The organism is Micromonospora sp. NPDC049204 (genome assembly GCF_040647935.1).
Classification (GTDB): Bacteria; Actinomycetota; Actinomycetes; order Mycobacteriales; family Micromonosporaceae; genus Micromonospora.
In genome coordinates, this window is the sequence record NZ_JBEZDC010000011.1 from 55,810 (window position 1) to 78,832 (window position 23,023).

The 23,023-nt window shown below is 72.6% G+C and carries 20 protein-coding genes; 8 read left to right on the top strand and 12 right to left on the bottom strand.

The features are described from left to right. Window positions 1–136: 136 nt before the first annotated feature. The gene (locus AB0A90_RS21185; protein ID WP_357250439.1) at window positions 137–1,000 is read right to left on the bottom strand and encodes an aminoglycoside phosphotransferase family protein; all 864 of its coding nucleotides are present in this window, start codon (window positions 998–1,000) and stop codon (window positions 137–139) included. 6 nt (window positions 1,001–1,006) lie between these two features. Beyond that, window positions 1,007–2,194 (bottom strand): signal recognition particle-docking protein FtsY, encoded by a 1,188-nt coding sequence (gene ftsY / locus AB0A90_RS21190; RefSeq protein WP_357250442.1) that lies wholly within the window; start codon window positions 2,192–2,194, stop codon window positions 1,007–1,009. Between the two features lie 150 nt (window positions 2,195–2,344). Here ftsY and AB0A90_RS21195 point away from each other — a divergent pair, with 150 nt between their 5' ends. The 5 genes from AB0A90_RS21195 to AB0A90_RS21215 all read left to right on the top strand — a co-directional run bounded on the left by AB0A90_RS21195 (window position 2,345) and on the right by AB0A90_RS21215 (window position 7,364). Continuing rightward, window positions 2,345–4,072, top strand: coding sequence for an alkaline phosphatase D family protein (locus AB0A90_RS21195; RefSeq protein WP_357250445.1), 1,728 nt, complete (start codon window positions 2,345–2,347; stop codon window positions 4,070–4,072). Window positions 4,073–4,082: 10 nt separating this feature from the next. Further along, a complete protein-coding gene (locus tag AB0A90_RS21200) occupies window positions 4,083–4,523 on the top strand; it encodes a MarR family transcriptional regulator (RefSeq protein ID WP_357250448.1) in 441 nt (146 codons plus the stop codon). Window positions 4,524–4,667: 144 nt separating this feature from the next. Beyond that, window positions 4,668–6,287 (top strand): MDR family MFS transporter, encoded by a 1,620-nt coding sequence (locus tag AB0A90_RS21205; protein ID WP_357250451.1) that lies wholly within the window; start codon window positions 4,668–4,670, stop codon window positions 6,285–6,287. A gap of 9 nt (window positions 6,288–6,296) precedes the next feature. Further along, window positions 6,297–6,791 carry a universal stress protein gene (locus AB0A90_RS21210; protein WP_357250454.1) on the top strand — a complete coding sequence of 165 codons (495 nt, stop codon included), beginning with the start codon at window positions 6,297–6,299 and terminating at the stop codon, window positions 6,789–6,791. 42 nt (window positions 6,792–6,833) lie between these two features. Continuing rightward, window positions 6,834–7,364: a DinB family protein gene (locus tag AB0A90_RS21215; RefSeq protein WP_357250456.1), complete on the top strand. Its 531-nt coding sequence runs from the start codon at window positions 6,834–6,836 to the stop codon at window positions 7,362–7,364. 12 nt (window positions 7,365–7,376) lie between these two features. Here AB0A90_RS21215 and AB0A90_RS21220 read toward each other — a convergent pair whose 3' ends face one another. Continuing rightward, on the bottom strand, window positions 7,377–8,351 hold the full coding sequence (locus AB0A90_RS21220; protein ID WP_357250459.1) for a winged helix-turn-helix domain-containing protein: 975 nt from the start codon (window positions 8,349–8,351) through the stop codon (window positions 7,377–7,379). 76 nt (window positions 8,352–8,427) lie between these two features. On the opposite strand from AB0A90_RS21220, the gene AB0A90_RS21225 reads away from it, so the two are divergent. Further along, on the top strand, window positions 8,428–9,378 hold the full coding sequence (locus tag AB0A90_RS21225) for a superoxide dismutase (RefSeq protein ID WP_357250462.1): 951 nt from the start codon (window positions 8,428–8,430) through the stop codon (window positions 9,376–9,378). Window positions 9,379–9,391: 13 nt separating this feature from the next. Here the strand turns inward: AB0A90_RS21225 and AB0A90_RS21230 are convergent, their stop codons facing one another. The 3 genes from AB0A90_RS21230 to AB0A90_RS21240 form a co-directional block, all read right to left on the bottom strand. After that, window positions 9,392–10,012 (bottom strand): HAD-IA family hydrolase, encoded by a 621-nt coding sequence (locus AB0A90_RS21230; protein WP_357250465.1) that lies wholly within the window; start codon window positions 10,010–10,012, stop codon window positions 9,392–9,394. Beyond that, entirely contained in the window at window positions 10,012–13,626 is a 3,615-nt protein-coding gene (gene smc / locus AB0A90_RS21235; RefSeq protein ID WP_357250468.1) for a chromosome segregation protein SMC, read from the bottom strand. The genes AB0A90_RS21230 and smc overlap by 1 nt, the downstream gene beginning before the upstream one ends. Before the next feature lie 356 nt (window positions 13,627–13,982). Continuing rightward, on the bottom strand, window positions 13,983–14,177 hold the full coding sequence (locus AB0A90_RS21240) for a hypothetical protein (protein WP_030487463.1): 195 nt from the start codon (window positions 14,175–14,177) through the stop codon (window positions 13,983–13,985). Between the two features lie 373 nt (window positions 14,178–14,550). Here AB0A90_RS21240 and AB0A90_RS21245 point away from each other — a divergent pair, with 373 nt between their 5' ends. After that, window positions 14,551–15,888 (top strand): CAP domain-containing protein, encoded by a 1,338-nt coding sequence (locus AB0A90_RS21245; RefSeq protein ID WP_357250471.1) that lies wholly within the window; start codon window positions 14,551–14,553, stop codon window positions 15,886–15,888. A 117-nt stretch (window positions 15,889–16,005) separates the two neighbouring features. Then, window positions 16,006–16,848, top strand: coding sequence for an endo alpha-1,4 polygalactosaminidase (locus AB0A90_RS21250; protein WP_357250474.1), 843 nt, complete (start codon window positions 16,006–16,008; stop codon window positions 16,846–16,848). A gap of 48 nt (window positions 16,849–16,896) precedes the next feature. Here the strand turns inward: AB0A90_RS21250 and AB0A90_RS21255 are convergent, their stop codons facing one another. The 6 genes from AB0A90_RS21255 to AB0A90_RS21280 form a co-directional block, all read right to left on the bottom strand. After that, window positions 16,897–19,116: an MMPL family transporter gene (locus AB0A90_RS21255; RefSeq protein ID WP_357250477.1), complete on the bottom strand. Its 2,220-nt coding sequence runs from the start codon at window positions 19,114–19,116 to the stop codon at window positions 16,897–16,899. Between the two features lie 222 nt (window positions 19,117–19,338). Further along, a complete protein-coding gene (mutM, locus tag AB0A90_RS21260) occupies window positions 19,339–20,196 on the bottom strand; it encodes a bifunctional DNA-formamidopyrimidine glycosylase/DNA-(apurinic or apyrimidinic site) lyase (RefSeq protein ID WP_357250480.1) in 858 nt (285 codons plus the stop codon). Next, a complete protein-coding gene (gene rnc, locus AB0A90_RS21265) occupies window positions 20,189–21,121 on the bottom strand; it encodes a ribonuclease III (RefSeq protein WP_357250482.1) in 933 nt (310 codons plus the stop codon). Before rnc ends, mutM begins: the two co-directional genes overlap by 8 nt. Next, complete coding sequence (locus AB0A90_RS21270) at window positions 21,118–22,104, bottom strand: phosphate acyltransferase PlsX (RefSeq protein WP_357250484.1); 987 nt, start codon at window positions 22,102–22,104, stop codon at window positions 21,118–21,120. Before AB0A90_RS21270 ends, rnc begins: the two co-directional genes overlap by 4 nt. A gap of 114 nt (window positions 22,105–22,218) precedes the next feature. Then, window positions 22,219–22,392 (bottom strand): 50S ribosomal protein L32, encoded by a 174-nt coding sequence (rpmF, locus tag AB0A90_RS21275; protein ID WP_252416735.1) that lies wholly within the window; start codon window positions 22,390–22,392, stop codon window positions 22,219–22,221. A 5-nt stretch (window positions 22,393–22,397) separates the two neighbouring features. Further along, window positions 22,398–22,961: a YceD family protein gene (locus AB0A90_RS21280; RefSeq protein ID WP_110562455.1), complete on the bottom strand. Its 564-nt coding sequence runs from the start codon at window positions 22,959–22,961 to the stop codon at window positions 22,398–22,400. Between the last annotated feature and the right edge of the window lie 62 nt (window positions 22,962–23,023).

Below are 23,023 nucleotides of genomic sequence, written 5' to 3' on the forward strand. Positions count from 1 at the left end.
TACGTGTCACGAAGTCCGCACAGTCATCGACATGGACAATGGTGGATCGTTCGGACGGCGCGCGTCGATGGCTGACCGGCCAGGCGCATCGACCGGTCCGCTTGACGGGACCGGCCGAGCATCGACCGGTCCGCGCTCAGCGGAGGGCGTTCTCCAGGGCGTGCCGCTCGTAGTCGAGCAGCCGCAGATCCCGCATCGGCCGGCGCAGGTGGCCCTTGTGCACGATCCGGACGAACGCCGGCTCGCCGGCGGCAGCCATCCGGCGGATCCCCTCGACGTGGTCCACGATCCGTTTACGGATGGTCCGGATCAACCGGTGCCGGTCGCGCGGGATCAACCCGTACGCGTCGGCGAAGAGCCGCAGCCGGCGCGGCCGGTCCGGGTGCTTCCAGCCCAGCGTGATCGAGTCCCGGTCCGCGAAGATCGGCACCCAGGTCCAGGCCGCGTACGCCACGTCGTAGATCCGCGCCCCCGGCGAGGCGAGATCGAAGTCGATCAGCCCGAGGGTGCCGTCCGGCCGCCAGATCACGTTGTGCGGCGCGGCGTCGTGGTGGCAGATGACCTCGGTGTCCGGCGGTGGCGGGCCGAACGAGCGCCAGACCGCCTGCGGCGGCGGGATGAACCCGTACTGCGCGTCGTGGAACATCCGCAGCATGGTGGCGACGGTGACCAGCGCCTCGTCGGTCACCCAGTGCGGGGCGAGCGGATATTCGCCGCACTCCCCCTCCAGGTACGACAGCACCTCACGGTTGCGCTCGTCCATCCCGAGCGCCCGGGGGGCACCGGTGAAGCCCACGTACTCCAGGTGGCGCAGCAGGGCGTGCACGGACGGTGTCCACGGCCCGGCGTTGCGGCGGACCGTGTCACCGACGCGGACGACGGTGCTGACGTTGCCGCCGTGCAGCGGGATCTCCTGCGAAGTCACGTACGGTCTCCCGAGGCGCTGCGAGGGGTGGCCGGGCTCGCGCCAGCCCGCGTACGCGCGATCGTCGGTGGTCACCCGAGACTACGCGTCCCGTCCGGTGGCCTCGGTCCCCAGCAACGCGTCGACGAACTGCGCGGGGTCGAACGGGGCCAGGTCGTCCTTGCCTTCGCCGAGGCCGACCAGCTTCACGGGGATGCCGAGCTTGCGCTGCACGGCGATCACGATGCCACCCTTGGCGGTCCCGTCGAGCTTGGTGAGCACCACCCCGGTCACGTTCACCACGTCGGTGAAGACCCGGGCCTGCTCCAGGCCGTTCTGGCCGGTCGTGGCATCCAGGATGAGCAGTGTCTCGTCGATCGGGCCCTGCTTCTCCACCACGCGCTTGACCTTGCCCAGCTCGTCCATCAGGCCGACCTTGTTCTGCAGGCGGCCGGCGGTGTCGATGAGCACGGTGTCCACGCCGGTGTCGATGCCACGCTTGACCGCGTCGAAGGCGACGCTTGCCGGGTCGGCGGCCTCGGGCCCACGGACGGTCTCCGCGCCGACGCGCGAGCCCCAGGTCTCCAGTTGGTCGGCGGCGGCGGCCCGGAAGGTGTCCGCGGCGCCGAGCAGCACGGTCCGGCCGTCGGCCACCAGCACCCGGGCGATCTTGCCGCAGGTGGTGGTCTTGCCGGCGCCGTTGACGCCGACGACCAGGACCACAGCCGGTACGCCGTCCTTCGGGGCGGTCCGCAGCGACCGGTCCAGGCTCGGGTCGAGCGCGTTCACCAGTTCGGCGGCGAGCAACGCGCGCAGCTCGGAGGCCGAGCGGGTGCCGAGCACCCGGGTGCGCTCACGGAGCCGGTCGACGATGTCGCGGGTGGCGTCGACGCCGACGTCGGCGGTGATCAGGCTGTCCTCGATCTCCTCCCAGACGTCCTCGTCGAGGTGGTCGCGGGCGAGCAGGCCGAGCAGGCCCTTGCCGAAGACGTTCTGTGAGCGGGACAGCCGCGAGCGGAGCCGCACCAGCCGTCCGGCGGTCGGCTCGGGCACCTCCACCGGCGCGGGCGCCTCGATGACCGGCGGTGGCTCGACCAGGACGCCGGTGGACAGATCGGACTCCGGTGCCTCGACCGGCGGGCCGGCGAGATCCTCCTCGGCCCGGGTGTCGACCTCGGTGCGGGGAAGCGGGGGCTCGGGCCGCCGCCGCAGTCGCGGCACGACCAGCCCTACTGTGCCGGCGATCAGCACACCGAGCAGGACCAGAGCGAGGACGAGATATTCGGCCATGCCGGAATCCTGTCAGATGGCGACGACGGCGTCCCAGCCACCGCACCCCCGAGCGGGCCGGGAGTCTCCGCCACCGCACGGTTGAGCGGTGCTCGCGGTCTCCGCCACCGCATCCGGCCCGTGCCCGGAACCGGCGGTAGGCTCGGCCGCATGTCCGCCGCACACCTCCTCATCGGCCCCCTCCTGCGGCGAGTCGTGGACACCCGCGCCACCATCTGGGTGGAGACGGCGGGGCCCGCCGTGGTCACCGTCCGCACCGCCGACGGCGCCACCGGCACCCAGCCCACCTTCTCGGCGTACGAGCACCACTACGCGCTGGTGGTGGTGGAGGGGCTCACCCCGGACAGCGCGACCACCTACGAGGTGCTCGTCGACGACGAGCTGGTCTGGCCGGTGCCGAGCAGCGGCTTCCCGCCGAGCGTGATCCGCACCCGGGCCGCCGACGACCGGGACCAGCCGGTCAACCTGATCTTCGGCTCGTGCCGGGAGACCACCCAGCACGCCACCACCCGGAAGCTGCCGCCGGACGCGCTCGACGCGTACGCCCGGCGGTTGATGGCCGACCCGGAGTCGAACCCGCTGCCCGACCTGCTGGTGCTGCTCGGTGACCAGGTCTACGCCGACGTCACCTCGCCCACGGTGCGCCGGCTGCTGCGTCGGCGGCGGCGGCGGCCGAAGGGCGCCCCGGCCGACCAGGTGGTGAGCTTCGACGAGTACACCAAGCTCTACCTGGAGTCCTGGCGCGATCCGGAGATTCGGTGGCTGCTCTCCACCGTGCCGAGCGTGATGATCTTCGACGATCACGAGATCATCGACGACTGGAACACCTCGGCGGCCTGGCGTGCGGAGGTGCGCGAGCAGCCGTGGTGGCAGGAGCGGATCGGCAGCGGACTCGCCTCGTACTGGGTCTACCAGCACCTGGGCAACCTGTCCCCGGACGAGATCACCGCCGACCCGGTCTACGCCAAGGTCGTCGCCGCCGAGGACGCAACAGGTGTGTTGCGTGAGTTCGGGCACCGGGTCGACCAGGAGTCGGACCTGGCGCACGACACCGAGCGCTGGCGCGCGGTGCAGTACCAGTGGAGTTACGCACTGGACCTGGGCCGGACCCGGTTGGTCATGCTGGACAACAGGTGCAGCCGGGTGCTCGACCCGGGCAGCCGGGCCATGTTGCCCCCCGGCGAGTGGTCCTGGTTCCTCGACCAGGCGCACGGGATCTACGACCACCTGGTGGTCGGCGCGTCGCTGCCCTGGCTGCTTCCGCAGGGCATCCACCACATCGAGGCGTGGAACGAGAAGCTGGCGGACTCGCGTCGCCCCTGGGTGGCCCGCGGGGCGGAGAAGCTGCGCCGCGCCCTGGACCTGGAGCACTGGGCGGCGTTCCGGCGCTCCTTCGAGGCGCTCACGGAGACCTTCGCCCGGATCGGCACCGGCACCCCGAGGCAGTCCGGCGCACGGGTCGGTGCCGGCCCGGCGTACGCCCCCCCGGCGTCGATAAGCGTGCTCTCCGGGGACGTGCACCACTCGTACGTGGCTCGGGCCCGGTTCTTCGACCCCGCGGTGGTCACGCCCGTGCACCAGCTCACCTGCTCGCCGATCCACAACCAGGTGCCGGCCGGCATCCGCCCGCTGATGCGGTTGGGCTGGTCGGCCGGCCCGGCCGGTGCCACCCGGGCGTTGGCCCGCTCGGCGGGCGTACGGCGGCCTGGTGTGCGCTGGCGCAAGTTGGCCGGTCCCTACTTCGGCAACGCCGTCGCCACGCTCACCCATCAGGGGCGTGGCGCGGACGTGGTCATCGAGGGCACCACCAAGGACGGGCACCTACGCCCGGTGATGCGACGTCGACTCTCCGGTAGCGGCGAGCCGACCGCGCCGTAGTCTCTACGCCGTGGATGAGCACCTGCCGGAGCCGATCCGGGCGGTCGAGCACGAGTTGACCGCTCTGCTGCGTCGTGGGCGGGCGGTTTCCTGGGAGATCGCCCGGGAGGTGCACCCGAATCTGGAGCCGAACACCTACGGGCTGCTGCTCTGGTTGCGGCGCAGTGGGTCGATCCGGTTGACCGAGCTGGCGTCGCGGCTCGGCGTGGGCAAGGGCACACTCAGCCGGCAGATCAACGCGCTGGAGGCCCTCGGGCTGGTCCACCGCGACCCCGATCCGAGCGACCGGCGGGCCGCGCAGATCCGCCTCACCGAGGAGGGTCAGCGGCGGTTCGACGTCGCCCGTGCGGCCCGGTTGGGTGAGTTCCTGCGGGCGCTGGACGGCTGGCCGAGCCGGGACGTCGAGGAGTTCGCCCGGCTGCTCGGCCGGTTCAACGACTCCTGGCAGTAGCCCGCTCGGCGGGGAATATGGTGCCGGTCCACCAAGTTGTTGCTTCAGGCAACCAAGGCATACGGTTGCTTCAGGCAACTCTCAGGCGGCCCATGCGCACCACCCGCCGCCGCTCCACCTCGACTCCGTTCGGAGGCAACAACGATGAGCCAGGCGACAGCGCCGCCCCAGGCGACCGCCGTGACCATGACCCACCGGCAGATCCTGGAGGCACTCTCCGGCCTGCTGCTGGGCCTGTTCGTCGCGATCCTCTCCTCCACGGTCATCTCGAACGCGCTGCCGCGGATCATCACCGAACTGCACGGCGGCCAGTCCGCGTACACCTGGGTGGTGACCTCGGCCCTGCTGGCGACCACCGCGACCACCCCGATCTGGGGCAAGATGGCCGATCTGACCAGCAAGAAGACCCTCGTGCAACTGGCCCTGGGCATCTACGTGCTGGGTTCGGTGCTCGCTGGCCTCGCACAGGGCACCGGAGAGCTGATCGCCTGCCGGGTGCTCCAGGGCGTCGGCGCCGGCGGCCTCACCGCGCTGGCTCAGGTGATCATGGCCACGATGATCGCGCCGCGCGAGCGGGGCCGCTACAGCGGCTACCTCGGCGCCGTGATGGCCGTCGGCACCATCGGCGGTCCGCTGATCGGCGGCGTGATCGTGGACACCTCCTGGCTCGGCTGGCGCTGGTGCTTCTACGTCGGCGTGCCGTTCGCCATCGTCGCCCTGATCGTGCTCCAGAAGACCCTGCACCTGCCGGTGGTCAAGCGGAAGGCGCAGATCGACTGGTGGGGCGCCACCCTGATCACCGCGGCCGTCTCGGTCCTGCTGATCTGGGTCTCCCTCGCCGGTGACCAGTTCGCCTGGGCCTCCTGGCAGACCGCCGTCATGGTCGTCGGCGCGCTGGCCCTCGGTGCCCTCGCCGTCCGGGTGGAGACCCGGGCCGCCGAGCCGATGATCCCGCCGCGGCTGTTCCGCAACCGCACCATCACCCTCGCCGTCGTGGCCAGCATCGCGGTCGGTGTCGGCATGTTCGGCGCGTCGATCTTCCTGGGCCAGTACTTCCAGATCAGCCGCGGGCAGAGCCCGACCATGTCGGGTCTGATGACCCTGCCGATGATCCTCGGCCTGTTGGTGGCCTCCACCGTGGGCGGGCGGATCATCACCAAGACCGGCCGCTGGAAGCGGTTCCTGGTGGCCGGCTCGGCGCTGCTCACCATCGGCTTCGCGCTGATGGGCACCCTCCGCGCGGACACCAACTTCACCCTGCTCAGCGTCTACATGGCGCTCATCGGCGTCGGCCTGGGCCTGACCATGCAGAACCTGGTCCTCGCCGTGCAGAACACCGTCGGCCCGCACGAACTCGGCGCGGCCAGCTCGGTGGTGGCGTTCTTCCGCAGCCTCGGTGGCGCGATCGGCGTCTCCGCCCTCGGCGCGGTACTCGCCCACAAGGTCAAGGACTACACCGCCGACGGGCTGTCCCAGCTCGGCATCCCCGCGTCCAGCTCCGGTAGCGGCGGCACCCTGCCCGACGTGCACACCCTGCCCGGCCCGCTGCGTGCCGTGGTGGAGAGCGCGTACGGCCACGGCGCCGGTGACATCTTCCTGGCCGCCGCCCCCTTCGCGCTGATCGCGCTGATCGCGGTGGCCTTCATCAAGGAGGTGCCGCTGCGGCAGCACAACGGCAACCCGGTTTCCGACGAGGTCGAGCGGGAATCGACAGTCGCAGCCGGCGCTGGCGCCGCCGTGGTCCGCACCGGCGAGCAGAGGTGAGGTAGAGCCATGAGCGTGGGAGCACCGGACCGCGAGGAGTACGGCCCCCGGACCCGCCCGCTGCCGTTCGAACGCGGCACCGACGGCCCGCGGGTGATCATGGTGGGCGTGGACGGCACCCGTACCTCCGAGCGGGCCGGCGCCTACGCGGCCGGCCTGGCCCGCCGGCAGGGCGCCGCCCTGGTGGTGGTCTTCGTCAGCGCGGCGAGCGGGTTCACCTCCCTCGTGCCCGGGATGGACGCCAGCGCGATCCAGCGCTCCCAGGACGAGGTGGCCGACGAGCTGCGCCGCGAGTGCCGGCGAGCGGCCGAGCAGTGGGGTATCCCGGTGACCTTCCTGTCCCGGCGCGGCGACGCGTACGGCGAGTTGTGCGCGGCGGCCGACGAGTTCCAGGCCGACATGGTGGTGGTGGGGGCGTCCGAGCAGGCCGGTCACCGGCTGGTCGGCTCGGTCGCCACCCGTCTGGTCCGCGCCGGCCGCTGGCCCGTCGTCGTGGTGCCCTGAAAACCTGTCGCGACTGTCGTACCCGAGCCCCAGGATGGCCCGATGACGACATGGACGGCACCGGAGATCGACCGCACCCACGAGCCCCTCGTCGCTGACGAGCGCACCATGCTGGAAGGCTGGCTCGACTACCACCGCGACACCCTGCTGCACAAGTGCGCCGGCCTGACCGCCGAGCAGCTACGCACGGCGAGTGTCGAGCCGTCCGGCCTGAGCCTGCTCGGGTTGGTCCTGCACATGACCGAGGTCGAGCGGTCCTGGTTCCGCCAGCGCTTCGCCGGCCAGGACCTGCCCGACCTCTACGACTTCGACGCCGACAACGACGCCGAGTTCCACGCCGCGGCCGACGCCGACCCGGAGGCCGCCTTCGCCGCCTTCCGCGCCGAGGTCGACGCGGCCCGGGCGGCGACCGCCGGCCGGTCCCTGGACGAGACGTTCACGCTGACCCGCCACGACGGCACCCCCACCTTCAACCTGCGCTGGGCGTACGTGCACATGATCGAGGAGTACGCCCGGCACAACGGTCACGCCGACCTGATCCGGGAACGCATCGACGGCGTCACCGGCGACTGACCAGCGGTCCCGTCACCCGGGGTGCCCGGCGCGGAGCAGGTGCTCGCCCAGCGGGGTGAGCGTGTGCCGTACCGCCGGCCCCGCCCGGTGGGTGGTGACCAGCCCGGCCGACCGGAGGACGGAGGCGTGCTGGCTGGCCGAGGCGAGGGAGACGCCGACCGTCCGGGCCAGCTGTGAGGTGCTCGGGCCGTCGGCGATCGCGCCCAGCACCGCCGCCCGGGTCCGCCCGAGCAGGTCGGCCAGGGGTTTGCTGCTCACCAGCGCCCGCTGGGCGGTGGGACGGATCGGATAGGCCAGCACCAGCGGGCCGGTCGGGTCGTCCAGCACGCAGGGCCGGGGCAGCAGGTACGACGGCACCAGGGTGACGCCCCGGCCGGCCGGCGCCAGGGCGATGCCGTCGGCGAATCCACACTCGTACGACAACTCGTACCGCTCGCCGTACGGCTTCCAGAACAGGTACGGGCTCAGGTCGCGTAGGACGCGGTCGATCCCACTGTCCACCATGGCGTGTGCCCGCACGGTCCGGTCGCCGTGAACCGCCGCGGTGATCGTCTGCTGGTATGGCGCGACCGCGATCTGGTGGAACGCCCGCATCGCCACGCGGAGTCGCCGCCGGGCGGCTGTGTCACCAGAGGCGAGAGCACCGACCCGGGCCGGCAGGTCGCCGGCGACGATCCGGGGTCGTAGCTCCGCCGCCAGCGTCGCCGTCGGGGTGGCCAGCACCTCGTCCAGGGCGGCCGGCAGGTCGCCGCCGAGGCTTGGCGGGGTGAGGAAGTCCGGAAACCACCCGGGCCGCCGGCACAGGTCGAGGTACGGCCGCATCTCCGGACGCAGCGCCGCCCGGGTGCGTGCCCGCCAGGCCGTGAGGTGTTCCGGTGCGGCCTCGAACAGCCGCTGACCGGCCGCCCCGAGTTCCAGCAGCACCGCGGGGTCGGAGCGCAGAACGGTGCGGCTCAGGTCCGTCGCGGTGAGCTGCAACGTCAGCATGAGCCGACGCTAGCCACCCTTCGGCCCTGCCTGAAAGGGCATGGAGCAGGCTGCCACCGGATCGGATCCTCGTTCCATGCACACCTTCCTTGTCCTGGCCACCAGCGTGGTCGTGCTCGCCGGCACCTCAGGCACCCCGGCGCGCGCCGCTGACGCGCAACCCGACACGTACGTCGTCTCCCGCGAACCGGGCGTGTTGCCCGAGGGCATCGCCGTCACCCGCGCCGGCACCATGTACGTCACCAGCCTCGCCACCGGGGCCGTCTACCGCGGCGACGTCCGGCACCAGCGGCTGCGTCCGTTCCTCCCCGCGGGCTCGGACGGGCGGGCCCACGCCGCCGGGGTCCACGTCGATCGCGCCGGCCGGCTCTTCGTGGCCGGTTACGACACCGCGACCCTCTTCGTGTACGACCCGGACGGCCGCCTGCTGGCGAAGCGGAGCGCGGTGACCGGTGCGGCTCTCAACGACCTGGTGATCACCGACCACGCCGCGTACGTGACCGACTCGGCCGGCGGCACGATCTGGCGGGCCACGCTGGACGGTGAGCGCGTCGGTCCACTCGAACCGTGGCTGCGGCCGTCCGACTTCCCGACCGCCCCGGGCTTTCTCAACGGCATCGTCGCCGACGCCGACGATCGGGTCGCGCTCGTCGCCGACCAGGGCACCGGCGCGCCGGGCACCGAACGTCTCTGGCGCATCGACCTCGCCGACGCCACGGCCAGCGAGGTCGCCGTGTCGGGTGGACAGCTCGGTGCCGACGGGCTGCTGCTGGAGGGCAACCGCCTCTACGGTGTGGTCAACTTCCCGGACCCCGCTGACGGGTACCGCTTCGCGGTGAACCTGGCGGTGCTGGACGGTGACCTTCGGGCCGCCCGGGTGGTCCGCCAGTCCCGCACCGCCGGCCTGGAGCAGTCCCCGACCACCCTGGCCCGCGACCGCGACCGGCTGCTCTGGGTCAACAGCCAGCTCAACGCGACCGCGCCGGCACCACCGTTCACGGTGACCGAGGTCCCCGGCCTGGGCTGAGCGGCGGTCCGGCTCAGTAGTCCAGGGCCGCCCGCAGGTACCGCAGGTCGGCGTGGCCGCCCCAGCGGTGCGCCGACAGCCCGGCGGCGCGGGCGCCCCGCACGGCCCAGTCCTCGTCGTCGACGAAGAGGACCCGGGCCGGCGGGGTGGCCAGGGCCACGCAGGCGGCCTGGAAGTACTCCGGGGCCGGCTTGTGCACGCCGATCGTGGAGGAATTGACCACCACGTCCAGCTCCCCGACCAGGCCCAGCGCGGCCAGGTCGGCGTCGAGCAGGTCGGTGGCGTTGGTGCCCAGCCCGACCCGGACGCCCGCCGCGCGGACCTCCCGGACGAACGCCAGCACCTCCTGGTCGACCTCGCCCCGGTAGCCCTGCCACTGCTCGACAGCGGCGCGGGCCCGTTCCGGGCTGCCCACCGACTCGGCCAGGGCGTCCGCCACACTGCTCATCCACTCGGCGTGGCTGACCTGGCCGGTGAGCACCGGCTGGAGCCGCCCCCACTGCATGGCGATCTCACCGAGCACCCCCTCGGAGAGGCCGTACTCCCGCTCGACAACGGCGGCCACCGCCGGATCCCACCGGCGCAGTACGCCGTCGAAGTCCAGCAGGAGCGCCGTCGCGCGTTCCCGAGCCACTACCCGTTCTCCTCGCCGCGGCGGTGCCGCTGGTCGTCCTCGTCGGCCCGGTTGAGCCGTTGGCTGATCACCTGGGTGACCCCGCTGCGCATGGTCACTCCGTAGAGCGCGTCGGCGATCTCCATCGTCCGCTTCTGGTGCGTGATGACGATCAGCTGACTCTTCTCCCGCAACTGTGCCAGCAATGTGATCAACCGGCCCAGGTTCACGTCGTCCAGGGCCGCCTCCACCTCGTCCATGATGTAGAACGGGCTGGGCCGGGCGCGGAAGATCGCCACCAGCATGGCCACCGCGGTCAGCGACCGCTCGCCACCGGAGAGCAGGGACAGCCGCTTGATCTTCTTGCCCGGTGGGCGGGCCTCCACCTCGACACCGGTGGTGAGCAGGTCGTCGGGGTCGGTGAGGATCAGTCGGCCCTCGCCGCCGGGGAAGAGCACGGTGAACACCTGCTCGAACTCCCGGGCGGTGTCCTCGAAGGCACTGGCGAAGACCTCCAGGATCCGCTCGTCCACGTCCTTGACCACGGTGAGCAGGTCCCGCCGGGTTGCCTTGAGGTCCTCCAACTGCTCGGAGAGGAACTTGAAGCGCTCCTCCAGCGCGGCGAACTCCTCAAGCGCGAGCGGGTTGACCTTGCCGAGCAGGGCCAGTTCGCGTTCCGCCTTGGCGGCCCGCTTCTCCTGCACCGGCCGCTCGTAGCGCACCGGCTCGGGCACCGGCAGGCCGTCGCGCTCGGCAGCCGCCACGTCCACCTGGGTCGGCGGTACGGGCTGGGTGGGGCCGTACTCGGCGACGAGCGTCTCCACGTCCAACCCGAAGTCCTCGGCGGCCTTCGCCTCCAACTGCTCGATGCGCAGCCGCTGCTCCGCGCGGGCCACCTCGTCGCGGTGCACCTGGCTGGTCAGCCGCTCCAGCTCCGCGCCGAGCCGCTTGGCTGCCCCGCGTACCTCCTGCAGCTCCGCCTCCCGGGCGGCGCGTTCCCGGGCGACGGCGTCCCGGTGTTCCTCGGCCGTCGCGATCGAGGTGGTGAGGCGGGTGAGCGCCTCGCGGGCGCCGCCGGCGACGGCGCGGGCGATGCCCGCGCCCCGGGTGCGCGCGGCCCGCCGGGCCGCGGCGCGTTCGCGGGCGGCCCGCTCCGCGGTGGCCTGCCGGGTCAGCGAGTCGGCCCGGCCGGCGATCGAGGAGACCCGCTCCTCGGCGGTACGCACGGCGAGCCGGACCTCCATCTCGTTCTGCCGGGCCTGCGGCACCATGGCGGCGAGTTGGTCGCGTTCCTCGCTGGACGGCTCGGCGTCGACCGGGGTCTCCTCGGCCAGCCGCAGCCGTTCCTCCAGCTCGGCGAGCGCGGTGAGGTCCCGCTGCCGGGCCGCCTCGGCGCGGGAGTGGGACTCGCCGAGCCGGTCGGTCTCCGCCTTCGCCGAGCGGGCCGCCGCACCCAGCTCGGCCAACCGCCGGGCGGCGGCGTTGCGGTGGCTCTCGGCCTCGCGCTTCTCGGCGGCGGCGTGCTGTACGGCCTCCTTGGCGGCGGCCACCTCGGCGCGCGCCTCGACGAGTTGGTCACGCAGTTCCGCGCCACCGCGCTCGGCGGTGAGCCGGTTGCTGCGGGCCTCCTCGACGGCCGCCTGCACCTCGATGTAGCTGGGGGCCTTGGCCGACCCACCGGCCGCCGCGTACGCCCCGACCACGTCACCGTCCGGGGTGACCGCCCGCAGTTCGGGGTTGCTGGCGACCAGGTCGGCCGCGGCGGCGAGATCGTCGACGAGCGCCACGTCCCGCAGTGCCCGGTGCACCGCCGGGCGCAGCTCCTCGCCGCACTCCACCAGGTCCGGGGCCCACCTGGCCGCGTCGGGCAGCTTCGGGCGCAGTGTGTCGGCGGAGCCGGTCATGCCGGGTCCCGCCGGGCTGCCGACGAGCAGACCGGCCCGGCCGGCGTCGGAGATCTTCAGCAGCCGCATCGCCTCGACGGCCTCGTCCACCCCGCTGACGGCTACCGCGTCGGCGAGACCGCCGAGCGCCGCGGCCAGCGCCGCCTCGTGGCCGGGCGCGACGGTGAGCAGCCCGGCGAGGCTGCCGAGCAGGCCGGGCACGTCGTCGGCGCGGGCGAGCAACGCCCCGGCGCCGTCCTTGCGCCGCAGCCCCAGGGCGAGCGCCTCCTCCCGGGCCTTCCAGGTGGCGGCGTCCTTCTCCGCCGTCCGTTCGGCGTCGGCAAGCGATCGCACGGTGGCCTGCGCCCGCTCCTGCACGGCGACCGCCTCGGCGTGCCGGGCGTCCAGGTCCGCGTTGTCCCGGTCGGCCTCGGTGGACTGGGCGGCCACCGCGTCCAGGTCGGCCTGTGCCTGCTCGGCGCGCCCCAGAGCGTCGGCGTGCGCGACGGCGAGCCGTTCGATCTCCTCGCCGGCGCTTGTCGTGCGGGCGCGGGCCGAGTTGACCTGACCGGTGAGCCGGGCCATCCCCTCGCGCCGGTCGGCGATGGCCTTGGCCGCGGCGACCAGCTCCCGCTCGGCGGCGGCGAGCTGCCGTTCCAGCTCCTGGCGGTGCTCGACCGCCTCGGCCAGGCGGATCTGGTCGTCGGTGAGCGCCGCGCGCAGCTCCTCCTCCTGCTCGCGGACGCGTTCCGCCTCGGCCTCCAGCTGGTCCGGGTCGCGGCCGGGCCGTTCGTCGTCGCCGCTGGCGCTGAGGTGCCGCAGCCGCTCCCGGGCCAACTGCTCGATCGAGCGGAAGCGCTCCTGGAGGGCGGACAGCTTGTACCAGGTGTCCTGGGCGGCGGCGAGCAGCGGAGCGTCCTCCGCGAGGGCGGCCTCCAGCTCGCCGAGCCGGCCCTGCACCTCCACGTGCTCGCCCTCGATCTGCTCACGCCGCTCCCGCAGCGCCGTCTCGTCGGCGATCTCCCGGTCCAGGGTGTTCCGCAGGGTGGCCAGGTCGTCGGCGAGCAGGCGCAGCCGGGCGTCGCGCAGGTTGGCCTGGATGGCGGCCGCCCGGCGGGCCACCTCGGCCTGGCGGCCCAGCGGCTTGAGCTGGCGGCGCAGCTCGGCGGTGAGGTCGGTGAGGCGGTTGAGGTTGGTCTGCATCGCGTCGAGCTTGCGCAGCGCCTTTTCCTTGCGCTTGCGGTGCTTGAGGACGCCGGCCGCCTCCTCGATGAACGAGCGACGGTCCTCCGGCTTGGCGTGCAGCATGCCGTCGAGGCGGCCCTGCCCGACGATGATGTGCATCTCCCGGCCGATGCCGGAGTCGGACAGCAGCTCCTGGATGTCGAGCAACCGACAGGTGTTGCCGTTGATCTCGTACTCGCTCTCGCCGGAGCGGAACATCCGGCGGGTGATGGAGACCTCGGTGTACTCGATCGGCAGCGCGCCGTCGGTGTTGTCGATGGTGAGGGTGACCTCGGCACGGCCCAGCGGCGCGCGGCCGGCGGTGCCGGCGAAGATGACGTCCTCCATCTTGCCGCCCCGCAGCGCCTTGGCGCCCTGCTCGCCGAGCACCCAGGCGATGGCGTCGACGACGTTGGACTTGCCGGAGCCGTTCGGGCCCACCACGCAGGTGATCCCGGGCTCCAGCTTCAACGTCGTGGCGGAGGCGAAGGATTTGAAGCCCTTCACCGTCAGGCTCTTGAGATACACCTTCTCGATCCTCGTCCGGGGGCCGCCGTACCGTCGCCGGCTGTGGGGACCTGGGTGAACTCGCAGACTAACCCGGTGGTGGGAGCGGTCGGGCACGCGACCCGCCCCGGGCCGCGTGCGGCCCGGGCGCGAGACGTGGGTCCGCCGTTGTTGTGTCGATCACGACAGGGACGAGGACCGTTCATGATCGCTTATCGCTGGGCGTGCTATTCGGATACCGGGGACGCGGTAAGGGCGGAACCGGCCACAAGATCATAAATAGTTGGCGCCGAAAGGGGCCGGACAGTGTTGCGCGCCGGCACACAGGTGTCGGCGCGCATTTTGCGAGAGTGCGATTCAGTTTTGCGACGCAGAGATCAGGTCAGCGCCGGCTCGGCCAGACGGAGCAGATCGTCTGCCTCCGCCGCGGCCGCCGCGAGCCGATCATTGTCGGCACGCAACCGGGTGATCTCGAACTCCAGTGCCTGAACCCTGGAACGCAGTCGGGTGACCTCGTCGAGCAGACGCCGGTCGGGCGCTGCACCTACGTGGCCGTAGAGGGCCTTCGCCATGCTGACTCCTTGATATGCGCTGCCGGAAAGGCCGGACCAACGCGCGCCCATTTGTACGCGGCTGTCATTCCAGGCTGTATCTGGGCATGACCGGGCGCGACTGGCGACACCTATATATTGAGCCGCAAACCCCTCCTTCGTCAAGTTCTCGCAGGCCGTAGATCATCTCTACGTCGACCTGTCCACTTGTCGGGGGGCTGCCGCAATGGCACGGACACTCTCTGTCCGGACGCCTTTACTGTACGCCCGGATCCACGGAATTCCGCACCCTGGCGTCCGAGTTCCCCTTAACTCTTCCTTAGCCACGTTGCCGCAGGTCGCGGGCGCGCCGTAGCGTCACCCCGGCCCGCAACCGACCCGTGGAGGCATAGGCGTGTACGGCTGGACCGACCCGATGGACCCGAACGGCGCCTCCCGGCGCGCCGAGCGGCCGACCGACGAGCCGACCTGGCTGCACGACCGTCCGGAGCCCCGCTCGGCCTACCTGTTCGGTGACGACCCGAACCAGCCCGGCGACGGGTGGCACCGGGAGCAGCCCCCGACCGACTGGCAGGCGGACCCCGAGACCTCCGGTGGGCCGGCCGACGCTCAGACGGCCGCCTGGCCGGACCAGCGCCCGGAGCACGAGCCGGCCGAGGGCTGGCACGACACCCGCCCGGCTGGAGCGGCTTCCGAGGGCTGGCACGGCGGCGGGCCGGCCACCGACGCCTGGCGCGACGGCAGCCCGAGCGGACCGACCACCGACGCCTGGCGCGACGGCAGCCCGAGCGGGGCGACCGCCGACTCCTGGCACGGCGGCAGCCCCGCCGGACCGGCCAGCCATGGCTGGCACGGTGACGCCGGCCCGGAGACGACTGGTGGTTGGCGACCCGACCCCGGCCCGGAGACGACCGGTGACTGGCCCGCCGGCACCGACCGGCCCAGTGAGGGACGACACCGCTCCCGCCGCCGTTGGCGACGGCCGCTGATGATCGGTGGGGCCGCCGCGGCGGCCACCCTCGTGGTGAGTCTCGGCGTCGGCGCGGTCGGACTACCCGGCGGTGACGACGGGGCCAGCCGGCCGACGGCCGTCGACGACACCTTCGCCCCGTCGACGGCGCCGACCGAGGAGCCGACTCTCGACACCCTCGCGGCGCCGTCCCCGACCAGCACGCCCAGCCCGACCCCACCGAGCCCGACGCCGAGCAGAGTCGTCAAGCCCACCCCGGAGGCGTCGCGTACCACCGCCGCGTCACGGCGTGGCGCGCCGCGCACCAGCGCGCCGGCCACGAGCAACGGCTCCAACGGTTCGAGCGGCTCCGGCGGGCCGAGCGAGCCGAGCGGCACTGTCAGCGCCCAGGCCCGTGAGGTGGTGGACCTGGTCAACGCCGAGCGCGCCAAGGCCGGCTGCGGGGCACTGAGCATCGACGACAAGTTGATGACCGCCGCCCAGAAGCACAGCCAGGACCAGGCCGACCACAAGAACATGTCGCACACCGGCAGCGACGGCAGCAACGCCGGCACGCGGCTGGACCGGGTCGGCTACGCCTGGCGCACGTACGGCGAGAACGTGGCCTGGAACCAGCAGACCCCGGCTGCGGTGATGGACGCCTGGATGAACAGCTCCGGTCACCGGGCCAACATTCTGAACTGCGCGTTCACCGAGATCGGCGTCGGGATCGCCACCAGCAACGGGCCGTACTGGACCCAGGTCTTCGCGGCGCCGCGCTGACCGCGCGTCGTTCGCGCCCCCGCGCTCGTTTGACCCGGTGAGGTACGCCGGGCCGGAGCGTGGGGGCGGCGTACCGGTGCGGGCGGCGACGGGCCGTCCGGGACCCGGGAGCTGCCGATGCGGATCCGGCCGCGGCGACGCGTCGCCGTACGCCCACTGCGCCGCGTCCTGTCGGCCGGCGTCGCACTCGTCCTCGTGGTGCCGGCGTACGGATGCCGACCCGAGCTGACCCCGCCCGGCGCGCCCACCCCGTGGCCGGCCGCGTCGGCCCGCACCTGGCAGTGGCAGTGGCAACTCAGCGGCCCGCTCGACCCGGCTGTGGAATCGGACGTCTTCCTGCTCGACCCGGTGGTCACCACCGCCGCGCAGACCGCCGAACTGCGGTCCCGGGACCGCCGGCTGATCTGCCAGGTGCACGTCGGGTCGGTCGGCACCGCCGACCCGGACGCCAGCCGGTTCCCGGACATCGTCCAGGGCTCGACCGGGCGTCGGCCCGGCAGCCGGTGGCTGGACGTACGGAGCTGGGACGCGCTCGAGCCGGTGCTGGCCGACCGTTTTCGACTCTGCCGGGGCAAGGGCTTCGGCGCGGTGGCGCTCGCCGACGCCGACGGGTACGCGTCCCGCACCGGCTTCCCCCTCGACTTCGACGACCAGCTGCTGTTCAACCGCCGACTCGCCGAGCTGGCCCGCTCACTGAGCCTCTCCCCCGGGCTGGTCAACGACGTGCCCCAGCTCGCCGCACTGGCTCCGGACTTCGACTTCGTCGTCAACGAGGAGTGTGTCCGGCTGGGCCAGTGCGCCAAGCTGCTGCCGTTCGTCGACGCCGGCAAACCGGTCTTCCACGTGGAGTACGCCAGCTCGACCGACGAGTTCTGCGTCACCACCGTCGGCTACGGCTTCGCGTCGATCCGCAAGGACCGTCAGTTGGACGCCTGGCGGGAAGCCTGCCCCCTGCCCTGACACGGCGGTGGCCGGGCCGCCGACGCAGCCCGGCCACCAGCGCCTGGTTCAGGACACCGGCACCAGCTCCGGGGTGGCGGCCGGCGGGTCGGCCGGGGCGGCCGCCGGGCGGGGGCGCAGGAAACGCGGGGCCCACCAGTTGGCATCGCCGAGCATGGTCATCAACGCTGGCAGCACCACTCCCCGGATGATCGTGGCGTCCAGCAGGATCGCCGCCGCCAGACCGATCCCGAGCTGCTTCATGTCGATCGTGCTCAGCGTGGCGAAGATCGAGAACACGCCGACCATCACGATCGCCGCGCTGGTCACCACCCCGGCCGACGAGGTGATCCCGTACGACACGGCGTCGCGGTTGGGCATGCCGGCCCGGATCCCCTCGCGGATCCGACTGACCACGAACACGTGGTAGTCCATCGAGAGGCCGAAGAGCACCACGAAGAGGAACAGCGGCAGCCAGGACACGATCGCGCCCATCGAGGTGAAACCGAGCAGTCCCTCGGCCCACTCGCGCTGGAAGACCAGCACCAGCAGCCCGTACGCGGCGCCGACGGAGAGCAGGTTCAGCGCGATCGAACTGGCCGCGACCACCACCGATCGGAAGGTGAACACCAGCACCAGGAACGTCAACACCAGCACGAAGCCCATCACCAGCGGCAACTTGTCCCGGACGTGGGCCGCGTAGTCCACATTCTCGGCCACGCCGCCGCCGACCGCGTACTCGATTCCGGGGATGCCCCGCAGCTCAGCCGGGACCAGGTCCCCGCGCAGCTTGTCCAACGACTGCACCGACCGGTCGTCCCGACTGGTGTACGGGGTGGCGACGTCGAGCACCGACACCCGCCGGTCGGCCGACACCTCGATCTTCGGGCCGTCCGCATCGGCCGGCGCGAACAGCGGATCCCCGGCGGCCCGGGTGGCCAGGTCGGTGAGCGCGGCGTGGACCCGGTCGGCCTGCTCGGCCGGTGCCTTGACGGCCACCACGTGATTGGTGCCGTTGCTCGGGAACGCGGCGGTGAGCCGGTCGTACGCCTGCATGGCCGGGGTGGTGCGCGGCAGGTCCTCCGAGCCGGGGAACTTCAGCTTCATGCCGAGCGCCGGCGCGGCCAGTGCGAGCAGCAGACCGACCGAGATGACGAGCGTCACCACCGGAGCGCGTAGCGCCGGCCGAAGCAGCGCCGGCCAGAGCCGGGGCTTGCGGGGCTCGCCGTGCCGGTCGGTGCGCGGAGCGGTCAGCCGCCAGAGCAGCGGCACCCGAGGCCGGTCGACCCAGCGGCCGAGCCTGGCCAGCAGGGCGGGCAGCACGGTCAGCGAACCGATCACGGCGACGGCGACCACCAGGATCGAGCCGACGGCCAGGGACGAGAAGACCACGTCACCGGCGAGCAGCAGCCCGGCCATCGCGATGATCACGGCAATGCCGGAGACCACCACGGCGTGCCCGGAGGTCTCCGCGGCGATCTCCACCGCGTCCAGGCCGGAGCGGCCCTTGGCCCGTTCCTCCCGCTCCCGGCGGATGTAGAACAGTGAGTAGTCGACCCCCACCGCCATGCCGATCAGCAGGATCACCGGTGCCGTGGTGTCGGTGGCCGGGACCAGGTGCGAGGCGAGCGTGGACAGGCCCATCGCGGCGGCGACCGAGGAGAGCGCCAGCAGCACCGGCACGCTGGCCGCGATCAACGCGCCGAACGCGATGATCAGGATGGCCAGGGTGACCGGCAGGCTGAGCAGTTCGGCGCGCTTGAAGTCCTTGCCCAGGGTGTCGTCGAGCGCCTGCTCGATCGACGGCCCGCCGACCTGCTCGACACGCACCTGTGGGTGCGCGCCCTGCACGGCGGCGGTGGCGTCGCGCAGCGGCTGGACCCGATCCGAGGCGGTCTCCGGGTCGCCGGACATGGTGATCGGCAGCAGCAGCGCCGAACCGTCCCGGGCGGTGACCGGCTTCCCCACCTCGGCGACCCCGGTGACCGTACGCAGCCGGGCTGCCGCGTCGTCGGCCGCCGCCTTCGCCGCCGCCGGGTCCAGCGCGCCGTCCCGCGCGGTGATGAGCACGTTGTCCACTGCCGGATCGTCGAAGCTTCCGGCGTCCACGATCAGGCCGGCCCGCCCCACCTCGCCGATCCCCTCGTCGGCGCTGGTGGCCTCGTTGAGGCCGGCGGCGCTGCCACCCACGAAGCACACCGCCACGAACACGACCCACAGTGCGATCGCCCGCCACGGGTGCTCGGCGCTCCACCGCGCCAGCCGCACCGTCACCGGTCTTCTCCCCATCTCGGGTCCCCCTGTCACGTCAACCCCGTGTCAACGGTGCTGACGTTAGGTGCGTGACGAGGCGGTCACATCGGGGAACGGCCCTGGCCCGCCCCGGAGCCGTCACACTGAGGGCGATTGGCTCACCAGAGGGGCATCAGACGCCGATTCGGGCGTACACCGGGGTGCGGCCCGGGGGGTCCGACCGCGACCCGCCGGTGCCGACCCGGAGCCGACTCCGGGTCATCCCCGAAGGGATCCCCGGGGCCGCGGCTGGCAGCGCGGGCAACTGTACGAGGATCGGTTCATGAACGCCTCGCGGCGGATCGGCGCTCCGCACCGCCGGCACGGCTCGCCCTCGCGACCGTAGGCGTTGAGTTCGCGGTCGAAGTAGCCACTCTCACCGTTGACGTTGACGTAGAGGGCGTCGAAGCTGGTGCCGCCCACGTTGATCGCCTCGGCGAGCACGTCGCGGACGTGGCCGAGCAGGCGCTGCGCGGCCGGCCCGGTCAGCGCGTCGGTGGGTCGGCCGCCGTGCAGCCCGGCCCGCCACAGCGCCTCGTCGGCGTAGATGTTGCCCACCCCGGAGATCAGGGTCTGGTCGAGCAGTGCCCGCTTCACCTCGGTGTGCCGGCGGCGCAGCGCGGCGACGAACTCCGCGTCGGAGAACTCCGGGTCCATCGGGTCGCGGGCGATGTGCGCGATCTCGTCGGGCAACTCGGCGCCGCCCTCGCTCACCGAGAGCCCGCCGAACGTGCGCTGGTCGACGAAGCGCAACTCCGGCCCGTCGTCGGTGAACCGGAACCGGACCCGCAGATGGGTCTCGTCGGCGGTGCCGGGTGGCTGGAGCAACAGCTGACCGGACATCCCGAGGTGCCCGATGATCGCGTCGCCGCTGTCCAGTGGCAGCCACAGGTACTTGCCGCGACGGCGGACGTCCAGCACGGTCCGGCCGGCGAGCACGTCGGCGAAGTGCACGCCGCCGGGGACGTGCCGGCGCACGGCGCGCGGGTGACGGACCTCGACCGACGCGATCCGACGGCCGATGACCCACTGGGCCAACCCCTGCCGGACGGTCTCCACCTCGGGTAACTCAGGCACGCCGCAGGCCCGTCTCGTGGCCGTCGGCACCCCCGGCCGGCAGGGCCTGCGCCAGGTGGTCGGCCTGCTCGGCCTGGGCAGCCCGCCCGGCGCGTTCCAGCGGCCCGAACGGCTCATCCCGGTCGGCCGAACCGTCCGGGTCGATCAGCTGGCCCCGACCATCGTCGCCGGTCCGACCGTCGTCGCCGTCCTGGCCGTCGTCGCCGGCCTGGCCGTTCTGCTCGGCGAGCGTCCGCCACGCGGCCTCGGCGGCCCGCTGCTCGGCTTCCTTCTTGCTGCGCCCCTCGGCGCCGCCGTACCGGTTGCCGGCCACCACCACCCAGGCGGTGAACGTCTTGAGGTGATCCGGGCCGGTGCCCTCGATCCGATACTCCGGGACGCCGAGCCCGAGCGCCGCCGTCAGCTCCTGGAGGCTCGTCTTCCAGTCCAGTGCGGCGCCCCGACCGGCCGACTCGGCCATCAACGGGTCGAAGAGCCGGTGGATGACGATCCCGGTGGTGTCCAACCCGTACTGGAGGTAGATCGCCCCGAGCAGCGCTTCGAGCGTGTCGGCGAGGATGCTCGCCTTGTCCCGGCCACCTGTGGTCTCCTCGCCCTTGCCGAGCAGCAGGTACGCGCCGAGGCCGTCCGGGCCCAGGCCACGCGCCACGTCGGCGAGCGCCCGCATGTTGACCACGCTGGCCCGCAGCTTGGCCAACTGCCCCTCGGGCAGGTCCGGGTGGTTGTGGAAGAGCGCGGTGGTGATCACCACGCCGAGCACCGAGTCGCCGAGGAACTCCAGCCGCTCGTTGGTGGGCAGCCCGCCGTTCTCGTACGCGTACGAGCGGTGGGTCAGGGCGCGCTCCAGCAGCTCGGGTTCCAGGCTCACGCCGAACGCGGCTTCCAGATGACCGACGGACGCCCGCCGCCGCTTGTCGTTGCTCATGATGTGCGTACCTCGGTGTCGGTGGAGCGGTCGGTGCGGTTCATCGCGGCGTCGCCGTCGAGCAACGCCGAGACCAGATCGGTGGCGCGCCGCCGCCACAGGTGGGCGGCGAGGGCGATGCCGGAGGCGACATCGTCGGCGCGGGCGGAACCGTGGCAGACGACCACCGTCCCCGCGACGCCCAGCAGGGCGGCCGCGCGGGGCGCGCCGCCCTCCGCGGGCGGGCCACCGGCCATCGCGTACGCGCCTTCGATGGCTTTGAGCAGCACGTTACCGGTGAAGCCGTCGGTGACGACGACATCGACGCGCGCGCCGAGGGTCACGTCGTACCCCTCGACCAGGCCGACGTAGCGCGCCCCACCGGGCAGCGGCTCGACGGCGAGCAACGGGTCGGTGGCGCGACGGACCCGGTCGCCCTTGCCGGCCTCGGTGCCGACCGAGAGCAGCCCGACCCGCGGCGCGGCGATCGAGTGCGCCACGGCGGCGTACGCGGCGCCGAGCACGGCGTGGCGGGCCAGGGTGGCCGGACGGGGTTCCAGCGAGCCGCCGACGTCGAGGAGCACGACCGGGCCGGCCACGGTGGGCAGGGTCGCGGCGAGCGCGGGTTGGCGGATCTCCGGCCAGCGGCCGAGGCCGAGCACGGCGGCGGTGACGGTGGCACCGGTGGCACCGGCGGAGACCAGGGCGTCGGCGGTCCCGTCGCGCACGGCGGTGACCGCGGCGCGGACCGTGCTCTCGGCACGGGCGGCGCTGGGATGATCGGCCATGCCGACGACATCGCGGACGGGCCGCACCGTGATCCGCGTACGTTGCGGCGGATCGAGGGCAGCAATCAGCTCGTCGGCGACCTCGGCCGGGCCGACGAGGAGCAGGTGCAGGTCAGGGTCGGCGCGCATGGCCCGCAGAGCGCCGTCAACCACGACGGCGGGAGCGTCGTCCCCGCCGAGGAGGTCAACGGCGATCCGCGCGGTGCCCGGCTCCATCGGAACGCCGGCCGGAGTGGGCCGGCCAGCGTCGGAGGAAGCCGGGGCACCGGGCGAATGCCAGGGTGCGCGCGCCGCCCGACCTGAGGTCGGGGGCGTCACTCGGCGTCCAGGTCAGACCTCGAGAACCTGGCGGCCGTTGTAGGTGCCGCAGACGGAGCAGGCGGCGTGCGGCAGCTTCGGGGACTTGCACTGCGGGCACGCGATGGTCGCGACCACCGTCGCCTTCCAGTTCGCCCGGCGGGACCGGGTGTTGCTGCGCGACATCTTGCGCTTCGGGACGGCCACGGTTCTTACTCCTCTGTAACGGTCAGTTGCGACAGGCCCGCCCAACGCGGGTCGATCTGCTGGTGACTGTGGTCGGCCGGCAGATCGTCCCAGTGCGCCCCACATTCGGGGCACAACCCTGGGCAGTCCTCCCGGCAGAGCGGGTTGGTCGGCAGCGTGAGCACCAACGCGTCCCGCAGCGCCGGCTCCAGGTCGATCAGATCGCCCTGCATCCGGCCCACCTCGTCCTCGTCGGTCGTGGCGTCCGTGGTGCTGTCCTCGTACGCGTACAGCTCCTGGATCGTCACGCCCATCGAGTCGTTGATCTCGCGCAGGCAACGGCCGCACTCGCCCCGGACGGGACCGGTGATGGTCCCGGAGACGAGCACGCCCTCGGACACCGACTGCAACCTCAGATCGAGGTCGAGGTCCGCGCCCTCCGGCACGCCGATCAACTCCACACCGAGGTCCGCCGGTGCCGGCACGACCCGCTGGACCTCACGCAACGCACCAGGGCGGCGCGGCAGGTCTCTCGTGTCGAGGACCAGCGGCGACCTGGGGTTGAGTGTCGATGGCGAGTGCTTGGGCATAGTTAGACTCCGGCCGGTGAGAGGCCGACAAAAAAGGTTACCTGGGTGACCACCGGACCGTC

Bases quoted from the DNA above. Each gene is read 5' to 3' on its own strand.
- ftsY (WP_357250442.1), bottom strand. From the start codon at position 2,194: ATGGCCGAATATCTCGTCCTCGCTCTGGTCCTGCTCGGTGTGCTGATC.
- AB0A90_RS21195 (WP_357250445.1), top strand. From the start codon at position 2,345: ATGTCCGCCGCACACCTCCTCATCGGCCCCCTCCTGCGGCGAGTCGTG.
- AB0A90_RS21205 (WP_357250451.1), top strand. From the start codon at position 4,668: ATGAGCCAGGCGACAGCGCCGCCCCAGGCGACCGCCGTGACCATGACC.
- AB0A90_RS21210 (WP_357250454.1), top strand. From the start codon at position 6,297: ATGAGCGTGGGAGCACCGGACCGCGAGGAGTACGGCCCCCGGACCCGC.
- AB0A90_RS21215 (WP_357250456.1), top strand. From the start codon at position 6,834: ATGACGACATGGACGGCACCGGAGATCGACCGCACCCACGAGCCCCTC.
- AB0A90_RS21220 (WP_357250459.1), bottom strand. From the start codon at position 8,351: ATGCTGACGTTGCAGCTCACCGCGACGGACCTGAGCCGCACCGTTCTG.
- AB0A90_RS21225 (WP_357250462.1), top strand. From the start codon at position 8,428: ATGCACACCTTCCTTGTCCTGGCCACCAGCGTGGTCGTGCTCGCCGGC.
- AB0A90_RS21240 (WP_030487463.1), bottom strand. From the start codon at position 14,177: ATGGCGAAGGCCCTCTACGGCCACGTAGGTGCAGCGCCCGACCGGCGT.
- AB0A90_RS21250 (WP_357250474.1), top strand. From the start codon at position 16,006: ATGCGGATCCGGCCGCGGCGACGCGTCGCCGTACGCCCACTGCGCCGC.
- AB0A90_RS21255 (WP_357250477.1), bottom strand. From the start codon at position 19,116: ATGGGGAGAAGACCGGTGACGGTGCGGCTGGCGCGGTGGAGCGCCGAG.
- rnc (WP_357250482.1), bottom strand. From the start codon at position 21,121: ATGAGCAACGACAAGCGGCGGCGGGCGTCCGTCGGTCATCTGGAAGCC.
- AB0A90_RS21270 (WP_357250484.1), bottom strand. From the start codon at position 22,104: ATGGAGCCGGGCACCGCGCGGATCGCCGTTGACCTCCTCGGCGGGGAC.
- AB0A90_RS21280 (WP_110562455.1), bottom strand. From the start codon at position 22,961: ATGCCCAAGCACTCGCCATCGACACTCAACCCCAGGTCGCCGCTGGTC.